15 protein-coding genes are annotated in these 16,104 nt (G+C 65.0%); 9 read left to right on the top strand and 6 right to left on the bottom strand.

What is annotated here, in order from left to right:
- Positions 1-176 precede the first annotated feature (176 nt).
- From smpB to prfB, 5 genes are all read right to left on the bottom strand, one after another.
- Positions 177-647 (bottom strand): SsrA-binding protein SmpB, encoded by a 471-nt coding sequence (smpB, locus tag HK353_RS02565; protein WP_101547462.1) that lies wholly within the window; start codon positions 645-647, stop codon positions 177-179.
- Between the two features lie 163 nt (positions 648-810).
- The gene (locus HK353_RS02560) at positions 811-2,040 is read right to left on the bottom strand and encodes a M23 family metallopeptidase (protein WP_173151926.1); all 1,230 of its coding nucleotides are present in this window, start codon (positions 2,038-2,040) and stop codon (positions 811-813) included.
- A 1-nt stretch (position 2,041) separates the two neighbouring features.
- The gene (gene ftsX, locus HK353_RS02555) at positions 2,042-2,956 is read right to left on the bottom strand and encodes a permease-like cell division protein FtsX (protein ID WP_173151924.1); all 915 of its coding nucleotides are present in this window, start codon (positions 2,954-2,956) and stop codon (positions 2,042-2,044) included.
- A complete protein-coding gene (gene ftsE / locus HK353_RS02550; RefSeq protein WP_139908579.1) occupies positions 2,953-3,642 on the bottom strand; it encodes a cell division ATP-binding protein FtsE in 690 nt (229 codons plus the stop codon). The genes ftsX and ftsE overlap by 4 nt, the downstream gene beginning before the upstream one ends.
- A 230-nt stretch (positions 3,643-3,872) precedes the next feature.
- Positions 3,873-4,997: a peptide chain release factor 2 gene (gene prfB, locus HK353_RS02545; RefSeq protein ID WP_173151922.1), complete on the bottom strand. Its 1,125-nt coding sequence runs from the start codon at positions 4,995-4,997 to the stop codon at positions 3,873-3,875.
- A gap of 393 nt (positions 4,998-5,390) precedes the next feature.
- Between prfB and HK353_RS02540 the strand changes: the two genes are divergently transcribed.
- The 8 genes from HK353_RS02540 (at position 5,391) to HK353_RS02505 (ending at position 14,232) form a co-directional block, all read left to right on the top strand.
- Positions 5,391-6,614: an ATPase, T2SS/T4P/T4SS family gene (locus tag HK353_RS02540; protein ID WP_173151920.1), complete on the top strand. Its 1,224-nt coding sequence runs from the start codon at positions 5,391-5,393 to the stop codon at positions 6,612-6,614.
- Entirely contained in the window at positions 6,611-7,585 is a 975-nt protein-coding gene (locus HK353_RS02535; RefSeq protein WP_173151918.1) for a type II secretion system F family protein, read from the top strand. The genes HK353_RS02540 and HK353_RS02535 overlap by 4 nt, the downstream gene beginning before the upstream one ends.
- Complete coding sequence (locus HK353_RS02530; protein ID WP_173151916.1) at positions 7,582-8,520, top strand: type II secretion system F family protein; 939 nt, start codon at positions 7,582-7,584, stop codon at positions 8,518-8,520. The genes HK353_RS02535 and HK353_RS02530 overlap by 4 nt, the downstream gene beginning before the upstream one ends.
- A gap of 169 nt (positions 8,521-8,689) precedes the next feature.
- Positions 8,690-8,932, top strand: coding sequence for a hypothetical protein (locus HK353_RS02525; RefSeq protein WP_425350534.1), 243 nt, complete (start codon positions 8,690-8,692; stop codon positions 8,930-8,932).
- Positions 8,933-8,972: 40 nt separating this feature from the next.
- Positions 8,973-9,386, top strand: a complete 414-nt coding sequence (locus HK353_RS02520; RefSeq protein ID WP_173151908.1) for a TadE/TadG family type IV pilus assembly protein — start codon at positions 8,973-8,975, stop codon at positions 9,384-9,386.
- Positions 9,379-9,828: a hypothetical protein gene (locus HK353_RS02515; protein ID WP_173151906.1), complete on the top strand. Its 450-nt coding sequence runs from the start codon at positions 9,379-9,381 to the stop codon at positions 9,826-9,828. Before HK353_RS02520 ends, HK353_RS02515 begins: the two co-directional genes overlap by 8 nt.
- Position 9,829: 1 nt before the next feature.
- The gene (locus tag HK353_RS02510; RefSeq protein ID WP_173151904.1) at positions 9,830-10,315 is read left to right on the top strand and encodes a pilus assembly protein TadG-related protein; all 486 of its coding nucleotides are present in this window, start codon (positions 9,830-9,832) and stop codon (positions 10,313-10,315) included.
- Positions 10,316-10,461: 146 nt separating this feature from the next.
- Positions 10,462-14,232, top strand: coding sequence for an FtsK/SpoIIIE domain-containing protein (locus HK353_RS02505; RefSeq protein WP_173151902.1), 3,771 nt, complete (start codon positions 10,462-10,464; stop codon positions 14,230-14,232).
- Here HK353_RS02505 and HK353_RS02500 read toward each other — a convergent pair.
- Complete coding sequence (locus HK353_RS02500) at positions 14,206-15,243, bottom strand: GNAT family N-acetyltransferase (protein WP_173151900.1); 1,038 nt, start codon at positions 15,241-15,243, stop codon at positions 14,206-14,208. The two genes, HK353_RS02505 and HK353_RS02500, sit on opposite strands and share 27 nt — an antisense overlap.
- A gap of 44 nt (positions 15,244-15,287) precedes the next feature.
- Between HK353_RS02500 and HK353_RS02495 the strand changes: the two genes are divergently transcribed.
- Complete coding sequence (locus HK353_RS02495; protein WP_173151898.1) at positions 15,288-16,097, top strand: purine-nucleoside phosphorylase; 810 nt, start codon at positions 15,288-15,290, stop codon at positions 16,095-16,097.
- Positions 16,098-16,104 lie beyond the last annotated feature (7 nt).

Raw genomic sequence — 16,104 nt, 5'->3', positions numbered from 1 at the left:
GCTGCTGGCGCCGATCAGATACTCCAGCATACTCGTACAACGCAGACCGAGCCAATTGCATTCCCCGAACTCCGCGAATATGTGACCGGGCGTGCTCGGATACGCTCGGACCGCCTCGGCGAAGGAGCCGAGAGACGATGGTGATGGCGGGGATCTCACCCGCCATCGACCGGCCCTTACAGGTACTGCTTGGACTTCATGGCGCGTTCGGCTTCGCGTTTATCCTGCGCTTCGCGCAGTGCCTGTCGCTTATCCCATTCGCGCTTGCCGCGGGCCAGGGCGATCTCGACCTTGACGCGTGAACCGTCGAAGTACAGCTCCAGCGGGACCAGGGTCCGGCCGGATTCCTTGACCTTCTGCGAGATCTTGAGGATCTCCTCGCGGTGGAGCAGCAGCTTACGACGACGGCGGGCCGAGTGGTTCGTCCATGTCCCCTGCAGATATTCGGGAATGTAGACGTTCTCCAGCCAGGCCTCATTCTGGAAGATGAGGGCGAAGCCGTCGGTGAGCGAGGCTCGGCCTTCGCGCAGCGATTTCACCTCGGTGCCGGTGAGTACGAGCCCGGCCTCCCACGTGTCTTCGATGTGATAGTCGTGGCGCGCCTTGCGGTTCCTCGCTATGACTTTCTTGCCTGTGTCTTTCGGCATGACCGGCCCCCTCTCTGCTCCCGATCACCTGTGCACGCGTTTGCGGGCACAGCCATCAATTCTATCCCATCGCCGCCCTTCCGCACGCCCGTCCCCTCCCAAAACTACCTGACGGCGGCCCAGCAACCGCGCGCGAGGTTGCTGGGCCGCCGTCAGGTAGCAATTAGAAGATGAAGGGTTTGGGGTCGACGTAGCCGCCGTTCTCCATGATCTCGAAGTGCAGGTGGCAGCCGGTCGACGCTCCCGTCGTACCGGAGTACGAGATGATGTCGCCCTTCTTGACCCTCTGCCCGTCGTGGACCTTGAGCTTCGTGTTGTGGTTGTACGTCGACGCGATCGATTTGCCCTTGATCTTGCCGTGGGAGATGACGACGCGGTTGCCGTAACCGCCGGTCCAGCCGGAGGTGATGACGATTCCGTCGCCGGCCGAGCGGATCGGGGTTCCGCAGGGAACGCCGAAGTCCATTCCCGTGTGCAGCTTCCGTGCACCGGTGATCGGGTGGACGCGGTATCCGAACGGAGACGTCGTCGGGTACCCCTTGGCCGGGTTGGCCAGGACTCCGTCGCCGAAGACGAACTTGCCCTTCTTCTCCTGCTCCTTCTCCCATTCCCGGACCTTCTCGGCCAACCGGTCCTGCTCGGCCCTCTCGTCGGCCAGCTGCTTCTCGGTCTTGTCCTTGTTGTCGGAGATCGTCTTCTCCGCATCGTCCTTCGCGGAGATGAGGTCGTTGAGGCTGTCGGCCTTCTTCTTCGCATCGACCTGCGCGGCCTCTTTGGCCAGCACCGCCTCGGCGGCTTCGTCCTTGAGGTCGGAGATCTTATCCGTCACGCCTGAGAGCCGCTCTTCGTTGTTCTTGTTCAGCGCCCGCTGTTCGGAGAGTTTGTCGATCGTGCGCTGCTGGGATCGCACCGCCGAGTCGACGCGACCGATGCCGCCGTCGGCGCTCGTGCCCTCGGCCATCTGCAGCAGCATCGCCAGATCGGACGTGATGCCCGAGTTCTGGTAGGCCTGTCTTCCGATGCGGGCCGCCGAGGTCTTATGCTTGTCGATCTCCTCACTGCCGGACTTGATCGTGTCCTTGAGATCCTTCTGCGCGTTTTCCGCCGAGGTCAGGCGCGCGGCCATGTCCTCGTCCTTCTCGATCGCCTCAGCCAGCGCATCGTCGGCAGCCTTCGATTCGGCTTCGGCATCCGGCAGCTTCTCCTGCGCGGCATCGCGTTCGGCGATGACGCGGGCGAGGTCCTCATCGAGGCCTTCGAACTCCTGCTGGAGTTCCTTGACGCGTTCGTCGACCTCGCTCTTGTCGTCGCGAGGATCGGCCACCACCGAGGTGACCGGCATGACCACTGCCAGCGCAACTGCCGTGAGGACGAGTCCGAGTCTGCGTCTCATCTCAGACCTTCGTGTACTTGTTGAGCGTGATCAGCGACGATGCTCCGGCCATGAGCACGCCGATGATGATGAGTACGGGGGTGATGAGGAGAACATCCCATCCGGAGATGAGGCTGAATCCCGTGGCCTGCGACTGCAGCCAACCGCTGACTCCGAAGTGGACGAGCAGTCCCAGAGCACCGGCGGACAGTGTCGCACCGATGGCCGAGGCGATGACACCCTCGAGCAGGAACGGCATCTGGATGAAGGTGTTCGACGCGCCGACGAGCCTCATGATGCCGGTCTCCCGGCGTCTCGAGAACGCGGAGAGTCGAATGGTCGTGGCGATGAGCAGCATCGCGCACAGCAGCATGATGCCGGCGATCGCGATCGCCACGATGGTCGCGATGTTGAGCACCCCGAACAGGCGGTCGAGCAGCTGATTCTGGTCGACAACCTCTTCCACCCCGGGAGTCGACGAGAAGGTCTCCTTGATGATGTCGTACTTCTCGGCGTCCTTGAGTTTGACCCGGAAGGATTCGTTCATCTCGTCCTTGGGCACTGTGCCCTCGAGGCTGGTGCCCTTGAACTGCTCCTGGAAGTGTTCGTAAGCCTCGGTCTTGTCCTCGAAATAGACCTTGTCGACATAGGGGGCCAGATCGGAGCTTTCGAGTTCGGACCGGATCTGATCCTTCTGGTCGCCCGTGACCTCGCCGTCGACGCAGTTCGTCGCTTCCGAATCCGGCGGGCACAGGAACACGGAGACCTGCACGCGGTCGTACCAGAAGTCCTTCATCTGACCGACCTGCATCTGCAGCAGGATCGCGGCACCGACGAAGAGCAGGGACACGAAGGTCACGAGCACGACGGAGATGACCATGGAGAAGTTCCGGCGCAGACCCGACCAGACTTCTGAGAGGATGAAACCGGCCCTCATGAGGCGACTCCGTAAGTGCCTTCTTCGACGTCGCGGACGATTTCGCCTTCGCGCAGTTCGATGACTCTCCGGCGCATCCGATTGACGATCTCTCCGTCGTGAGTGGCCATGAGCACGGTGGTGCCGTTGCGGTTGATCTTCTCGAGGACGTTCATGATGTCGGCGCTCGTCGCCGGGTCGAGGTTGCCCGTCGGCTCGTCGGCGAGCAGGATTCCGGGTTTGTTGACCACGGCGCGGGCGATGGCCACACGCTGCTGCTCACCGCCGGAGAGCTCACTGGGGTATCGCTTCTCCTTGCCAGCCAGGCCCACGGTCTCGAGGACGTCGGGGACGAGAGTCGACATGGCCGCGCGGGACTTTCCGATCACCTGGAGGGCGAATGCCACATTGGCGAACACCGTCTTGTTCGGCAGCAGCCGGAAGTCCTGGAACACGGTTCCGATCCCCCGCCGCAGGTAGGGCACCTTCCAGCTGGGCATCTTCACCACGGATTTCCCGGCGATGTGGATGCGACCGGAGCTTGGGACCTCTTCACGCAGGATGAGTCGGATGACCGTGGACTTTCCCGAGCCGGACGCCCCGACAAGGAACACGAATTCGCCGCGGTCAGCCTCGAAGGAGATGTCATCGAGTGCTTTGCGGGAACGTGTGTCGTAGGACTTCGAAACGGAGTCGAATCTGATCAAGTCGGTCTTCAATCATGTTGCGGGTGGCTCGGCCGCTTCCACTGTACGTAACAGTTCCGTGATGTTCGCGGAGGCGGCCGGGCGTGTGTTGCGATCTGATGAAGTTCACAGTCGCCTCGGTGATGGTCGAAACCTCGCCGAGGCGGCCGACCCTCAGTCGGCCATCGACCGAGTGAGACGGCTCGGTACCGTTGCCCGAGGAATCAGGACCGTTGCTCGAAGAATCAGGCTCAGGCCTCGGCCTCTTCGGCCATCTCCTGTTCCTTGCGCCAGCGGATGCCGGCTTCGATGAGTCCGTCGAGATCACCGTCGAAGACGGCAGAGGGGTTGTTGACCTCGTAGCCGGTGCGCAGGTCCTTGACCATCTGGTACGGATGGGTGACGTACGAGCGCATCTGATCGCCCCAGCTGGCCTTGATGTCGCCGGCCAGCTCCTTCTTCTGAGCGGCCTCTTCCTGGCGCTTGAGGTCGAGCAGTCGCGACTGGAGGACGCGCATCGCGGCCTCACGGTTCTGGATCTGGGACTTCTCGTTCTGCATGCTCACGACCACGCCGGTGGGGATGTGCGTGATGCGCACGGCCGAGTCCGTCGTGTTCACCGACTGTCCGCCGGGGCCCGAGGACCGGTAGACGTCGATGCGCAGATCGTTCTCGTCGATCTCGACATGGTCGGTCGATTCGATGAGCGGGACCACCTCGACGGCCGCGAAGGAGGTCTGGCGGCGGCCCTGGTTGTCGAAGGGGCTGATCCGCACGAGACGGTGAGTGCCGGCTTCGACCGACAGCGTGCCGTAGGCGTAGGGCGCGTCGATCTGGATGGTCGCGGACTTGATGCCCGCGCCTTCTGCATAGGAGGTGTCGAGCTCCTGGACCTTGTAGCCGCGGTTCTCCGCCCACCGGACGTACATGCGGGTGAGCATCTGCGCCCAGTCGGTCGCGTCGTCGCCGCCGGCACCCGACCGCACGGTCACGACGGCGGAGCGCTCGTCGTATTCGTGGCTGAGCAGGGTCGAGATCTCGAGTTCGGCCAGCTGATCGCGCAGCTTCCTGATGTCGCGGTCGGCTTCTTCGAGCGAGTCCGAGTCGCCTTCATCCTGGGACATCTCGACGAGGAGCTCGGCGTCGTCGATGCGTTCGCCGAACTTCTCCAGCTTCTCCAGGGTGCCCTGCTTGTGTGAGAGCTTGGCCGAGGTCTTCTGCGCCGAATCGGGGTCGTCCCAGAACGTCGGCGACGACGCCTGCTCCGTGAGTTCGGCGACCTCGTCGCGCAGGTTGTCCAGATCGGACACGTCGAGAATCGCTTTGTACGTCTGGCGGAGGTTGGCGATTTCAGAAGCGTAATCAGTGGAGGCCATAATGATCCGATTCTAGTGCATGTCCTCCCTCGAGCATGAAACGGCGCCGAGGAGGTCGACCGTTGAGATATCGAGGACTGATCGATCGAGGCGGGCCCCGATCAGTCGCCCCGGCCCCAAAAAGCGCCGCCGACGGGAGATCTGTTTCATCCCGCCGGCGGCGCGGCTCACATCGCTTCATGCGAAGACTGTGAGGAAAATATAGACCGAAACCCACCCCTGCGCAAGGCGAAAACACCGCACAACGACATTCGTGAAACTACACCGTGAGCATTTGCAGAACCCATTCCCAGTTATCCACAGATTTCGGAATTGACTAGATTCTTCTTTCGACTACAGATAGGTTAAACAGCAAATCACGCTGTCAATTGAATGATCGGGCAAGGGTTCAGAGTGGAAGCCACCGAAGTCATCACCAGCGAGGTTCACAAGCGGATCAGAGATCTCGATGTGGATCCGCGCGCAGATATTCAGCGCTCTCGCGAGCTCATTCGCACCGTCATCGCCGAATACGATGAGCGCAGCCTCGTCGCCGATCTCCCCGCGCTCGAGGACAAAGAGGCGACGTTTCGGCATATCGATAATCAGCTCTCAGGTTTCGGTGCCCTGCAGGACTATTTCGATGATCCGCACGTCGAAGAGATCTGGGTGAACTCCCCGAGTGAGGTCTTCATCGCCGTCGACGGAATCCACCAGCTGACGACGACGAAGCTGAGTTCGGGCGAACTCGACGACCTCATCGAGCGGATGCTGCGCACCTCGGGCCGGCGCGTCGACCTTTCCCAACCATTTGTCGACGCCATTCTGCCCGACGGGTCCCGGCTGCATGTCGTGTTGCCCGATATCACTCGCACCCACCCGGCCGTGAATATCCGCAAGTTCATCGCCCGGCCGCGTAACCTCGCCAACCTCGTCGCTCACGGCTCACTGACTCCTGGGGCCGCCGAGTTCCTCGACGCGGCCGTGACGTGCGGTGCCAATATCCTCGTCTCCGGGGCAACTCAGGCGGGCAAAACCACTATGCTCAACGCCTTGGCCGGCTCGATTCCAGCCCGCGAACGTACGATCTCCTGCGAAGAGGTCTTCGAACTCAATCTGCCCAGCCGCGACTGGGTTCCCATGCAGTGCCGCCAGCCGTCACTGGAAGGAACCGGCGAAGTCACCCTCCGCGCCCTGGTCAAAGAGGCGCTGCGGATGCGACCGACGCGCATCATCGTCGGCGAGGTCCGAGAAGCCGAAAGCCTGGACCTCCTGGTCGCGCTGAATTCCGGGCTGCCCGGGATGGGCACAATCCACGCGAACTCTGCTCGAGCGGCGATCACGAAGATCTGCACCCTGCCCCTTCTGGCCGGGGCGAATATCTCCTCGTCGTTCGTCGTGCCCACCGTCGCCGTCAGCCTCGATGTCGTCGTCCACCTGCGCAGGGATCCGTCCGGAGTGCGTCGAGTCGATGAGATCTGCGCGGTGCCTGGCGGAGTCGAAGGCGACGTCGTCGAACTCGACACGATCTTCCATTCGCCACGAGGACAGCTCATTCGCGGTCAGGGGTTCGGCCACCTCGGCGAGCGATTTGCGGCCATCGGCCGCGATCTTCACGCCATTCTGGAGGCGGCATGAGCTATTCCCAGTCCGCTCTGCTCATCGGTGCCTGCCTCGGGGCAGGACTGTTCCTCATCTGGATGTCGCTGTGGCGGCGACCGCAGGGCAAGCGGACCCAGTCGCGGTGGGTGCGCGAACTCGATGACATGCTCACCGGGGCCGGATTCCCCAGGCTGCGGCCGGCACACCTGCTGCTCATCTCCGTCGCAGCGTTCTGTGTCGTCGCAGTCGTCGCCACAGTGCTCACCGGATCGTGGGCGATCGCGCTGTGCTTCGGTCTGTTCGCCTCCTGGCTGCCGCATCGGGCGCTGCAGCACCGGGCGCGGAGCCGACAGGTGATGCGGCGGGAGCTGTGGCCAGAGACTCTCGACCATCTCAATTCCGGTGTCCGTGCGGGTCTGTCCCTGCCCGAAGCACTGAGTTCCCTGGCCCACCGCGGACCCGAACCGCTGCGACCGCTGTTCGAAGTCTTCGCCGAGGAATATCGGGCCAGCGGTTCGTTCGCATTGGCGTTGGAGCGCTTTCGGCAAGTCAGCGCCGACCCGGTGGCCGACCGCATCGTCGTCGCGCTCAGCGTCACCAGGCAGGTCGGCGGCAGCGATCTGGGCACCATGCTCCGCGCCTTGGCTCAGTTCGTCCGCGACGATGCCCGCACCCGCAACGAGCTCTCCGCCCGCCAGCAATGGACGGTCAATGGTGCCCGATTGGCCGTCGCTGCACCGTGGGTGGTGCTCGCGTTCCTCTCCACGCGACCCGAAACGGCCGTGGCGTACAACTCGCGGACCGGGCTGATCCTCCTGGCGGCGGGCTTCGTCGTCTCTCTGCTGGCGTATCAGGCGATGAAGCGCATCGGTCGGCTCCCGTCCGAACCCAGAGTCATCGAAGGGTCCTCACTCAGCGCCGCCCACCGACGTTTCGCGGGCAGCCCCGGCGCGAGTGGCGGATTCTCCGCCGACGACAAAGACGCTGCGGACGGACGGGCGGCATGAGCCTCCTCGGCGAGCCCCTGTCGGTCCTGGTCCTCGGGCTCTTCAACGGCTTCGCCCTGTGTGTCTTCGTCCTCTCCCTCCCGCCGCTGCGCAGACCGACTCTGTCGTCGCGGATCGCACCCTATCTGCGGGATCAGGAATCCCTGGTCGACATCTACGCTCCGCCGACCCCTCGCACCGAGGGGTTCTGGGGGCTGGTGAAATCCTGGCTGATCGGTTCGACTCTGTGGGTGACGTCGCGCATCACCACGGATGCGACTCTGCGACTGCGCATCGACCGCCTCGGCGGCAATGCCACGATCGAACGCTTCCGCATCAGCCAGGTGCTGAGCATCCTCGTCGGGATGATCGTCGCCGGCGGTCTGGCCGGTGCCCTGTCGGCGCAACGCGGCTTCTCCCCCATCGTCACCGTCGTCCTCGTCATCAGCGGCGGCATCGCCGGGCACGTCTTCAACGATTGGCGACTCAGCCAAGCTATCGCCCGCCACGAATCCCGCGTGCTCGCCGAATTCCCCACCGTCGCCGAACTCCTCGCACTGTCCATCACCGCCGGTGAAGGGATCGTGGAGGCTCTCGAACGCGTGTGCCGCACCTGCTCCGGCGACCTCATCGACGAACTCCGCGCAGCCCTGGCTGCCACTCGCACCGGGACACCGTTGGTCGAAGCGCTCGATGGGATGGCCACGCGCATCGCCATCCCCGAGATCGTCCAGTTCGTCGACGGCCTTGCAGTGTCCATGACCCGCGGCACCCCGCTGGCCGAGGTGCTCCGATCCCAAGCCGCTGACGTGCGCGAACAGTCTCGGCGAAGGCTGCTCGAACTGTCCGGTCGCAAAGAGATCGGAATGCTCGTTCCGGTTGTCGTATTCGTGCTTCCCGTCACCGTGATCTTCGCCGTCTTCCCGTCCCTGACCGTCCTCGACCTCAGCCCGTAACGACCGCACTCCGCACCACCGACCACGCCCGCTCCCACAGTCAGCCCCCGTACAACTGACCACGCCCCACAGTCAGTCCCGCACCACCGACCACGCGGATCGAACCCTCGACCACGCCGATGAAGGAGACACGATGTTCCGCCAGTTCACCTACCGCCTCGTCCCGTTCATGCTCGGGCTCATCCCGGGTCCTCCTCCGCGAGGTGGAAACACCACCACCGAGGTGGCCGAGACCGGCATCGACGCGAAGCTCACCGCCGATGTGGACCGTCCCGATCGCGGGGACGTTCCCGGCTGGGTCCTCATCACCCTGATGACTGCGGGATTGGTGGTCGCATTGTGGGCTCTGGCCGGCGAGGCCTTCACCTCGATGTTCCAAGACGCGATGAACAAGGTCCGCGGGGCCGGGTGACTCAGCGGTGACCGGAGACGAAGAGACGGAACGGGGTCGGATGAAAGACGACTCGGCAGGAGTGGCCGAGGAGCACAGCGATTCGGGATCCGCCGTCGCCGAATTCGCCCTCATCGCCTCGCTGCTGGCCCTCATCCTGGCCGGAGCCCTGCAGATCGGCCTCGTCATCCACGTCCGCAACACGGTCATCGACTCCGCCATCGCCGGGGCGAGGCAGGCGAGCCTGGCCGATCAGACTCCCCGCGACGGTCAGAAGCTCACCCGCGACCTCATCCGAGTGTCCGTGGGCGAGCGCTATGCCCAGAAAGTCACCGTCTCGACGTCACAGCGCGGTGCCGTCGAGATAGTCGAGGTGAGGGTGACGACCCCGCTCCCGGTCCTCGGACTGTGGGGACCCGCCGAGGTCTGGGACCTGCGCGGACGATCCATCGTCGAGGACGTCGACCGTGACTGAACCAGAGGTCAATCAGGGAGTCTCGACCGACGACGCAGACGAAGGAACGGCGGTCATCGAGTTCATCTTCGCCTCCATCGTCCTGCTCATCCCGGTCATCTATCTCATGCTCACCCTCTCCCAGCTGCAGGCGGCCAGCTATGCGACCACCTCGGCGGCGATGTCGGCCTCACGTATCGCCGCCCGCGACGCGAATCCCTCGGAGGCTCGCGCCCATGCCTTCGCGAAGATGCATTTCGCGGACTTCGGGCTGCGGGATGCGCCGACTTCCATCACCTACTCGTGCGCCGGACCCTGTGGACAGGCCGGCTCTCTCGTCACCGCACGAGTCGAGACGAAAGTGTCTCTGCCCGGGTTCCCGCTCCTCTTCGGCTCCGACCGGTCTCCGCACATCACATTGCGCGCGAACCACACCGACGTCGTCGCCACAGGACGTCAGTGATATGCCGACCGCGGGAGAGCACGACTTGGAGCGATGTGAGGATTCGACGCGCGGTCAGGAGTCGGATCACGCTTCGGATGCCGGGTCGATCACGCCGCTGGCGATCGGCTTCGTCGTCATCGCCTTGCTGCTGGCCTTTCTCATCGCGGCCTTGACCGATCTGCACATGGCCCGTCGGGAGCTGCAGGGGCTGGCCGATTCTGCGGCGCTGGCGGCCTCGGACTCGTTCGAACCGGCTCCCGGTGACGATCCCGGTCTCCTGTTCTCACCTCCGGCGGCCAAACGCGCCGCCGGACGGTACCTCGACGCGGTGCCGACGCCGAAGGACATGGGCAATCTGCGGTTGAGTGCCGATGCGGATGGGACGCATTCGGTGCACATCCGCATCGAGGCCCGTTATTCTCCCGCGCTGCTCTCACCGTTCGTCCCCGGCCTCATCGACCTCCACGCCACCGCTTATGCCCGGGGCGCCCTGCGCCTCGACTGATCAACCCGAGCCGACTCCACTTCGACGCCGATTCCTGTGGGCACAGGCTCCACTCACGCATCCTGAGGCTGTGGATGACCAAACCGTGTTCACAGGGCGCTTTCTCGCTCTTGCCCAATCCATGCGCTCGCGGTGAGTCTGTGGGCATGAGAACCCTGGGACTCATCCACCGCATTGAGACGAACGGAGCCGTCACGAGCATGAGCATCGAAGCTGAATCAGCCCAACCGGCCTTCGACGTCTTCCGGTCTGCCCTCGGAGCGGACCTGACTTCCCAGGACTTGGCCGTCGGCAACCGGCTCGACAACCACAGAATCGAGTCGATCAGCTGGGGTCATTGGCAGAGACTCAATCCCATCACTGTTGTTGGAGCGAATGTTCTGCGCACCACCGACGACTGTGCCGACTCCGCGCGGACGAGCGTATCCGTCCTGGCAGGACCGGATGCGGGATTCACCCTGACGCTCGACCCACGACGGGCCCGCTTGTCTCGACTGCCCCACCCCGATTGCCTGACCATCATCGACCCCAGCATCTCCCGCGCCCCTCAGCCGCTGCGACTCGATGCGACGGGGACTGGGCCCGCCGCAGCTCTGGGTGCGACTGTGCTCGCACCGGGCCCGGCAGACGGTTCTTCAGCCGGCACTTCTTCCTCGGCTGCCCGTTTGGCTCCGCCTATCCGGTCTCCGCCGCTGCACCACAGCAATGACATCCACATCGCCCCGAAGACGATCGACGATCCTCGGCCGGCCAGACCCCCACAGTGGTGGACGTTCCTCATCCCCGTCGGCATCGGCGTGGTGCTGGCCGTGGCCACAGGAATGTGGTGGTTCCTGCTCTTCAGCGTCTCGGCCCCGCTCTCCGGATGGGTCGCCTACCTGGTGGAGAAGAAGCGCTTCACCCGCGACAGCGCACAATGCCGACTCGACCGCGACGAAGCCCTTGCCGAGGCGCGAGCCAGACTGAGCCGCCACGAGGCGACGCAAAGACACAGGATCTTCTCTTCCCCTGGCCTGTGTCTGGGGTTCGGGACGGTCTTCAGCGACCTCACCATCGACGAACGGCTGCAGGATGGAACCGACCACGTCGACGGTCGGATCGTCTGCACCGATCTGCCGATCCGCATCGATCCACGCACGACGACCGTCACCGTCAGCGGAACCCGAGCAGTCCTGCGCACCATGGCCTTCGCTTGGCTGGCCGACCGGCGATTCAGATGGCGACCGAGTCCCGAACTCACACTGCTGCCGGAATTGGCAGGCACCGAGTTCTCCGCCGACCACGCATCGAACACGGTCGGTTCAGGATCACGCCCAGACTCCGGCATCGACGACCCCATCTCGATCATCCTCGACGAGGCGGCCCACCCCGCCGTGCTCACGCTCACCGGCCCGCATGCCGGCTCCGCGGTTTCACTGACGGTGGGCTCTCTCGCGCAGGCACGCACCACGTCCTCGACTGCTCCCGGTGGCCCGGTGCCGGGACGGGCACTTGTCGCCACTCTCATGCCGGCCGCGCGATTCGTCACCCTGCACCGTGGCCGCTCAGACGATACCGGCCCCCACACCTGGCCCGACCATGGGCTCGGCGAGCTCTGCGACGATACGCCCGGGGCCATCAGAGCGCGGTGGCGGTCTCCCGCCTCGGGGCCGGTGCCGATCGGGCGCGGAGCCGACGGTGACATCGGCATCGATCTGTTCTCCGACGGTCCTCACGCTCTCGTCGCCGGCACCACCGGCAGCGGAAAATCCCTGCTCCTGCAGACATGGCTGCTGTCGATGGCCCTGGCACAGCCGCCTCGGCGACTGCGTTTCGTCCTCATCGACTTCAAAGGTGGAGCCATGTTCTCACCGCTGCAGGATCTGCCGCACACCGACAGTGTGCTCGACGACTTCGACTCCGGTCTCGCCTTTCGCGCTCTCGTCTCCGTGCGCGCCGAGATCACCCATCGAGAGCGGCTGTTAGCCGATCACGGGTGTGCCGATGTCGCCGACCTCGCCGATCCTCCCCCACGACTCGTCGTCGTCATCGACGAATTCCATGCGCTGATGGCCACTCATCCTCGCGCCGCCGACCTGCTCGAACACCTCACAGCCCTCGGCCGGTCCCTCGGCGTCCACCTCATTCTCGCCACTCAGCGCCCGATGGGCGTCGTGACCGGGCAGATGAAGGCGAACATCAACATTCGCGTGTGCCTGCGAGTGCGCGATGAGACCGATTCCTTCGACGTCATCGGCTCCGAGGCGGGCGCGTTTCTGCCCCCGGACAAACCCGGCGCCGCCTGTCTGGACTCCGGGATCTGCGTCACCCGGTTCCGCGTGGCGGTTCCGTTCGGACATGATGCCCACACCGAGGCGGCCCTCCGCCCTCGCGTTCGTCCCTGGGGTCCGGGGCCGGTTCCGTCCCTGGCCAGCGGCGCCCACGGAATTCACGTCGACAACATCATCGCCGCGGCTCACGACATCGCCAGGGCCGAGGACGCTTTGACTCATCGACAGGTGGTGCTGCCTCCCCTGCCGGAACCTGAAGAGATGTCGGCCTGGGCGGCAGGGGGACTGACCCATTCTGATGGTGAGCTCGCCGCTTCCTCTGCGGGACCGGTGGCGGAAGGTGGTGAATTCGGTCCGACAGTCACGGGGATCATCGATGTTCCCAGTCAGCAACGGCAGCAGATGTGGACATTCGACCCGGACGTGGACGGTTCCACGATCCTCACAGGCGGCAGCCCGGACACCGTGGAATCCGTGCTTGCGACCATGGCACGAGCGGCCGCTCCGACCCGGCGGATCATCGCCATCGGCAGAATCTCCTCGGTCCTCGACTGGGCGGAGATCAGTTGTGGATTGAGCTCCGGCTGGCAGATTCAGGCGATTCTCGACCATCTTTCTGCCCGTGGGGACCCGAGCAGATTCTCGCGCGACGGTGAAAGCACAGATTCCCCGACTGGGTCGAGGCAGCGCCCACAGCCACCGAGCCTGATCGTCTGCAGCAATTGGGCCGAATTCGTCGACTCGCTCGACCACTACTGGGCCGAACGGGCCGAACGTCTCCTCGGACATGGTGCCGAATCGGATCTCGTGTTCCTGCTCGCCGGGTGCCGGAATATGACGAGCAGGAGCTCTCGATTCGCCACCCAGATCATCTTCCCGCCCGAGGCTGGCGAAGACGGAACGAGCGTCGGGCTCAGCCGGCAGCGATTCGCCGGTTCGTGGCCGGATCTCCGCGCCGTCATCCGCGGTCCCCGCGCGCAGGCCGCCGGCGGGGACGGTGCCGATGTGCAGTTCGCACCCGTTGAAGCGGCACGATTCGATTCGTCGATATCTGGGGCGGGCACGAGCATGCTCGGCGGACCACCCGGCATTCCGGAGTCCCGAAAGGGATTCGCTCCACGCTGGCGGGGGCTTGGCCAACCTGTGGGCATGGGCGAAGAACCCTGCGGCGGCATGCCGGGCTGCATCCCGGTCGGCGTGGATGCTTTCGACGACCTCGTGGTGTGGGATCCCCGGCGAGACGGTTCGGTTCTCTCCGTTCGCGGTTCTCCGCAGAGCGGCAAGACCGGATTCGCGACGTATGTGGGCCGCCTCGGCGGGGTCTCTGTTCACGACGATGCGCACATGGCCTCAGATCCCGTCGACTGGGATCTGCTCGACGGACGATTCCATGTGCTCACTGTGCCGACACGGTTCACTCCCGGGTATGGCTCCCCACTGGCCAAAGCTCAGAGTCTCGGACCGCTGCTCGTGCTCGGTGCGCATACCAGGCAAGATCTCGCCGGGCTCGGAGTGCTGCGACAGGCCCCGCTCGACGGACTGCCGGGGACGGGCTGGTTCGTCACCGAGGACCGAGCTCGCCCTGTTCGCCTCTTCAGCCCAACGGGAGTCGAGCCCGATTCAGCTGACGTCGGCAGGCGGTCCTGAGAGGGTCTCGTAGCGGTAGAGCTCGGTGGCGGTTCCGGCTTCGAGCAGTCGATCGGCGAGCGAGGAGATCACGGGCATTCCGCTCGTGACCTCGATGACGACATCGGCGTCGACCGACAGTCTGGCCAAAAGGAGCTCGGCATCGGCGACGGCCGCGGAGAAGTCCTCACCCGGGGTGTCTGCGGCATCGTCGCGAGTCTCAAACATCGACCCGAGGATGAGCTCGGTCGGCGGTTCCTCGTCGACCTGATCGACGGTGGCCCTGTCGCCGGCGGTCGCACCGGCACCCGGTTCACCGGCCGAGGGCAGAACACCGGCGGTTTCGTCGGCCTCCCGCGCATACGACACGGCGAAGGCACTCAGCCCACCCGCCTCGGCGGTTCCGGCAGCGCCGTTCAACAGTGCGGCACCATGAGCCCCGGCTGCTTCGGAGAGGAAAGCGGTATTCACCTGTCCGATGGTCAGCGGGCCGACGGCATCGTCGCGGTTGACGGCGGTGTACCAGGCGAGGAACGCCTTCGTCAGCTTCACCGAACCGGTGGCGACGATCTCGAGGTCCTCGGCCCGACCGCCGCCAGCCGGAGGCAGAGCACCGGCGGGCACCTTGATCACACGGGTCGTCGTCAGCGGGGTGAACCCGAGAGCCTGCGCGAAGCCCTCTCCCGGGCTGCCGGCGTGCACACGGGCGCGCAGATCGAGGCCTTCGAGTGTGGTTCCTCGCGTCTCCGCGCACACTGCGTCGAAGAGTTCACGCCCTTGACCATGCCCCTGCTCTTCGGCGGCGACCTCGACGTGGACCCACGCCCGGTAGGGGTGAAGCGGGGATTCGGCGATCGCGGCGGCTCCGACGGGAACGTCGGGGACCACCTCGGCGATGACGGAGCGGATCAACGGCGAATCCGAGGACGGACGGAACAGGGACCTGGCCATATGACCGGCCGGGGTGGTCGCGTCGGCGAACACCTCATTCAGGCGCAGATCGTCACCGTCGGTCAGCTCTCGAATCGGCATGTGCTCGCTCCTTGGGCGGTGGGGAACTTGATAATCTTGGCGTCATGACTGACTTAAGCGATCCTACCGCCGCCGCGCACGCCGCGGCCACGACCATCAACGCGAACGCGGGCATCGAAGCCCATGACATCGCGCTCGTCCTCGGCTCCGGTTGGGGTGGGGCGGCGGACCTCCTCGGCGAGACCGTTGCCGAGATCTCCGCGGCGGAGGTCCCCGGATTCCACGCTCCCGCCGTCGAAGGCCACGGCGCGACCCTGCGCACGGTGCGCATCGAAGCCAGCGGCAAACATGCGCTCGTCCTCGGATCGCGCACCCACTACTACGAGGGCAAGGGCGTCCGGTCGGTCGCCCACGGTGTGCGCACCGCCGCTGCGGCCGGCTGTTCCTCGCTGGTGCTGACGAACGGGTGCGGCGGGCTCAACCGCAATTGGGGGCCCGGCACTCCGGTGCTCATCTCCGATCACATCAATCTCACAGGCACCTCTCCGATCGAGGGCGCGAACTTCGTCGATCTCACCGATCTGTACTCCCCGCGGATGCGCGCCATCGCCAAGGAGATCGACCCGACGCTCGACGAGGGCGTGTACGCACAGTTCCGCGGACCTCATTACGAAACCCCCGCCGAGGTGCGCATGGCAGGGATCCTCGGTGCCGATCTGGTGGGAATGTCGACGACGTTGGAGGCCATCGCCGCACGTCAGGCCGGGCTCGAACTCATGGGAATTTCGCTGGTGACGAACCTTGCCGCCGGCATCCAGGAGACCCCGCTCTCCCATGCAGAGGTCATCGAAGCCGGAGCCGCGGCCGCCCCGCGCATCTCCCGTCTGCTTGCCGACATCGTCGCGAAGCTCTGAGACGGCC

Origin of the sequence: Brevibacterium permense (assembly GCF_013280495.1) — a bacterium.
In the GTDB taxonomy this organism is placed as follows: Bacteria; Actinomycetota; Actinomycetes; order Actinomycetales; family Brevibacteriaceae; genus Brevibacterium; species Brevibacterium permense.
This window is presented reverse-complemented; position numbering and strand designations above follow the sequence as displayed.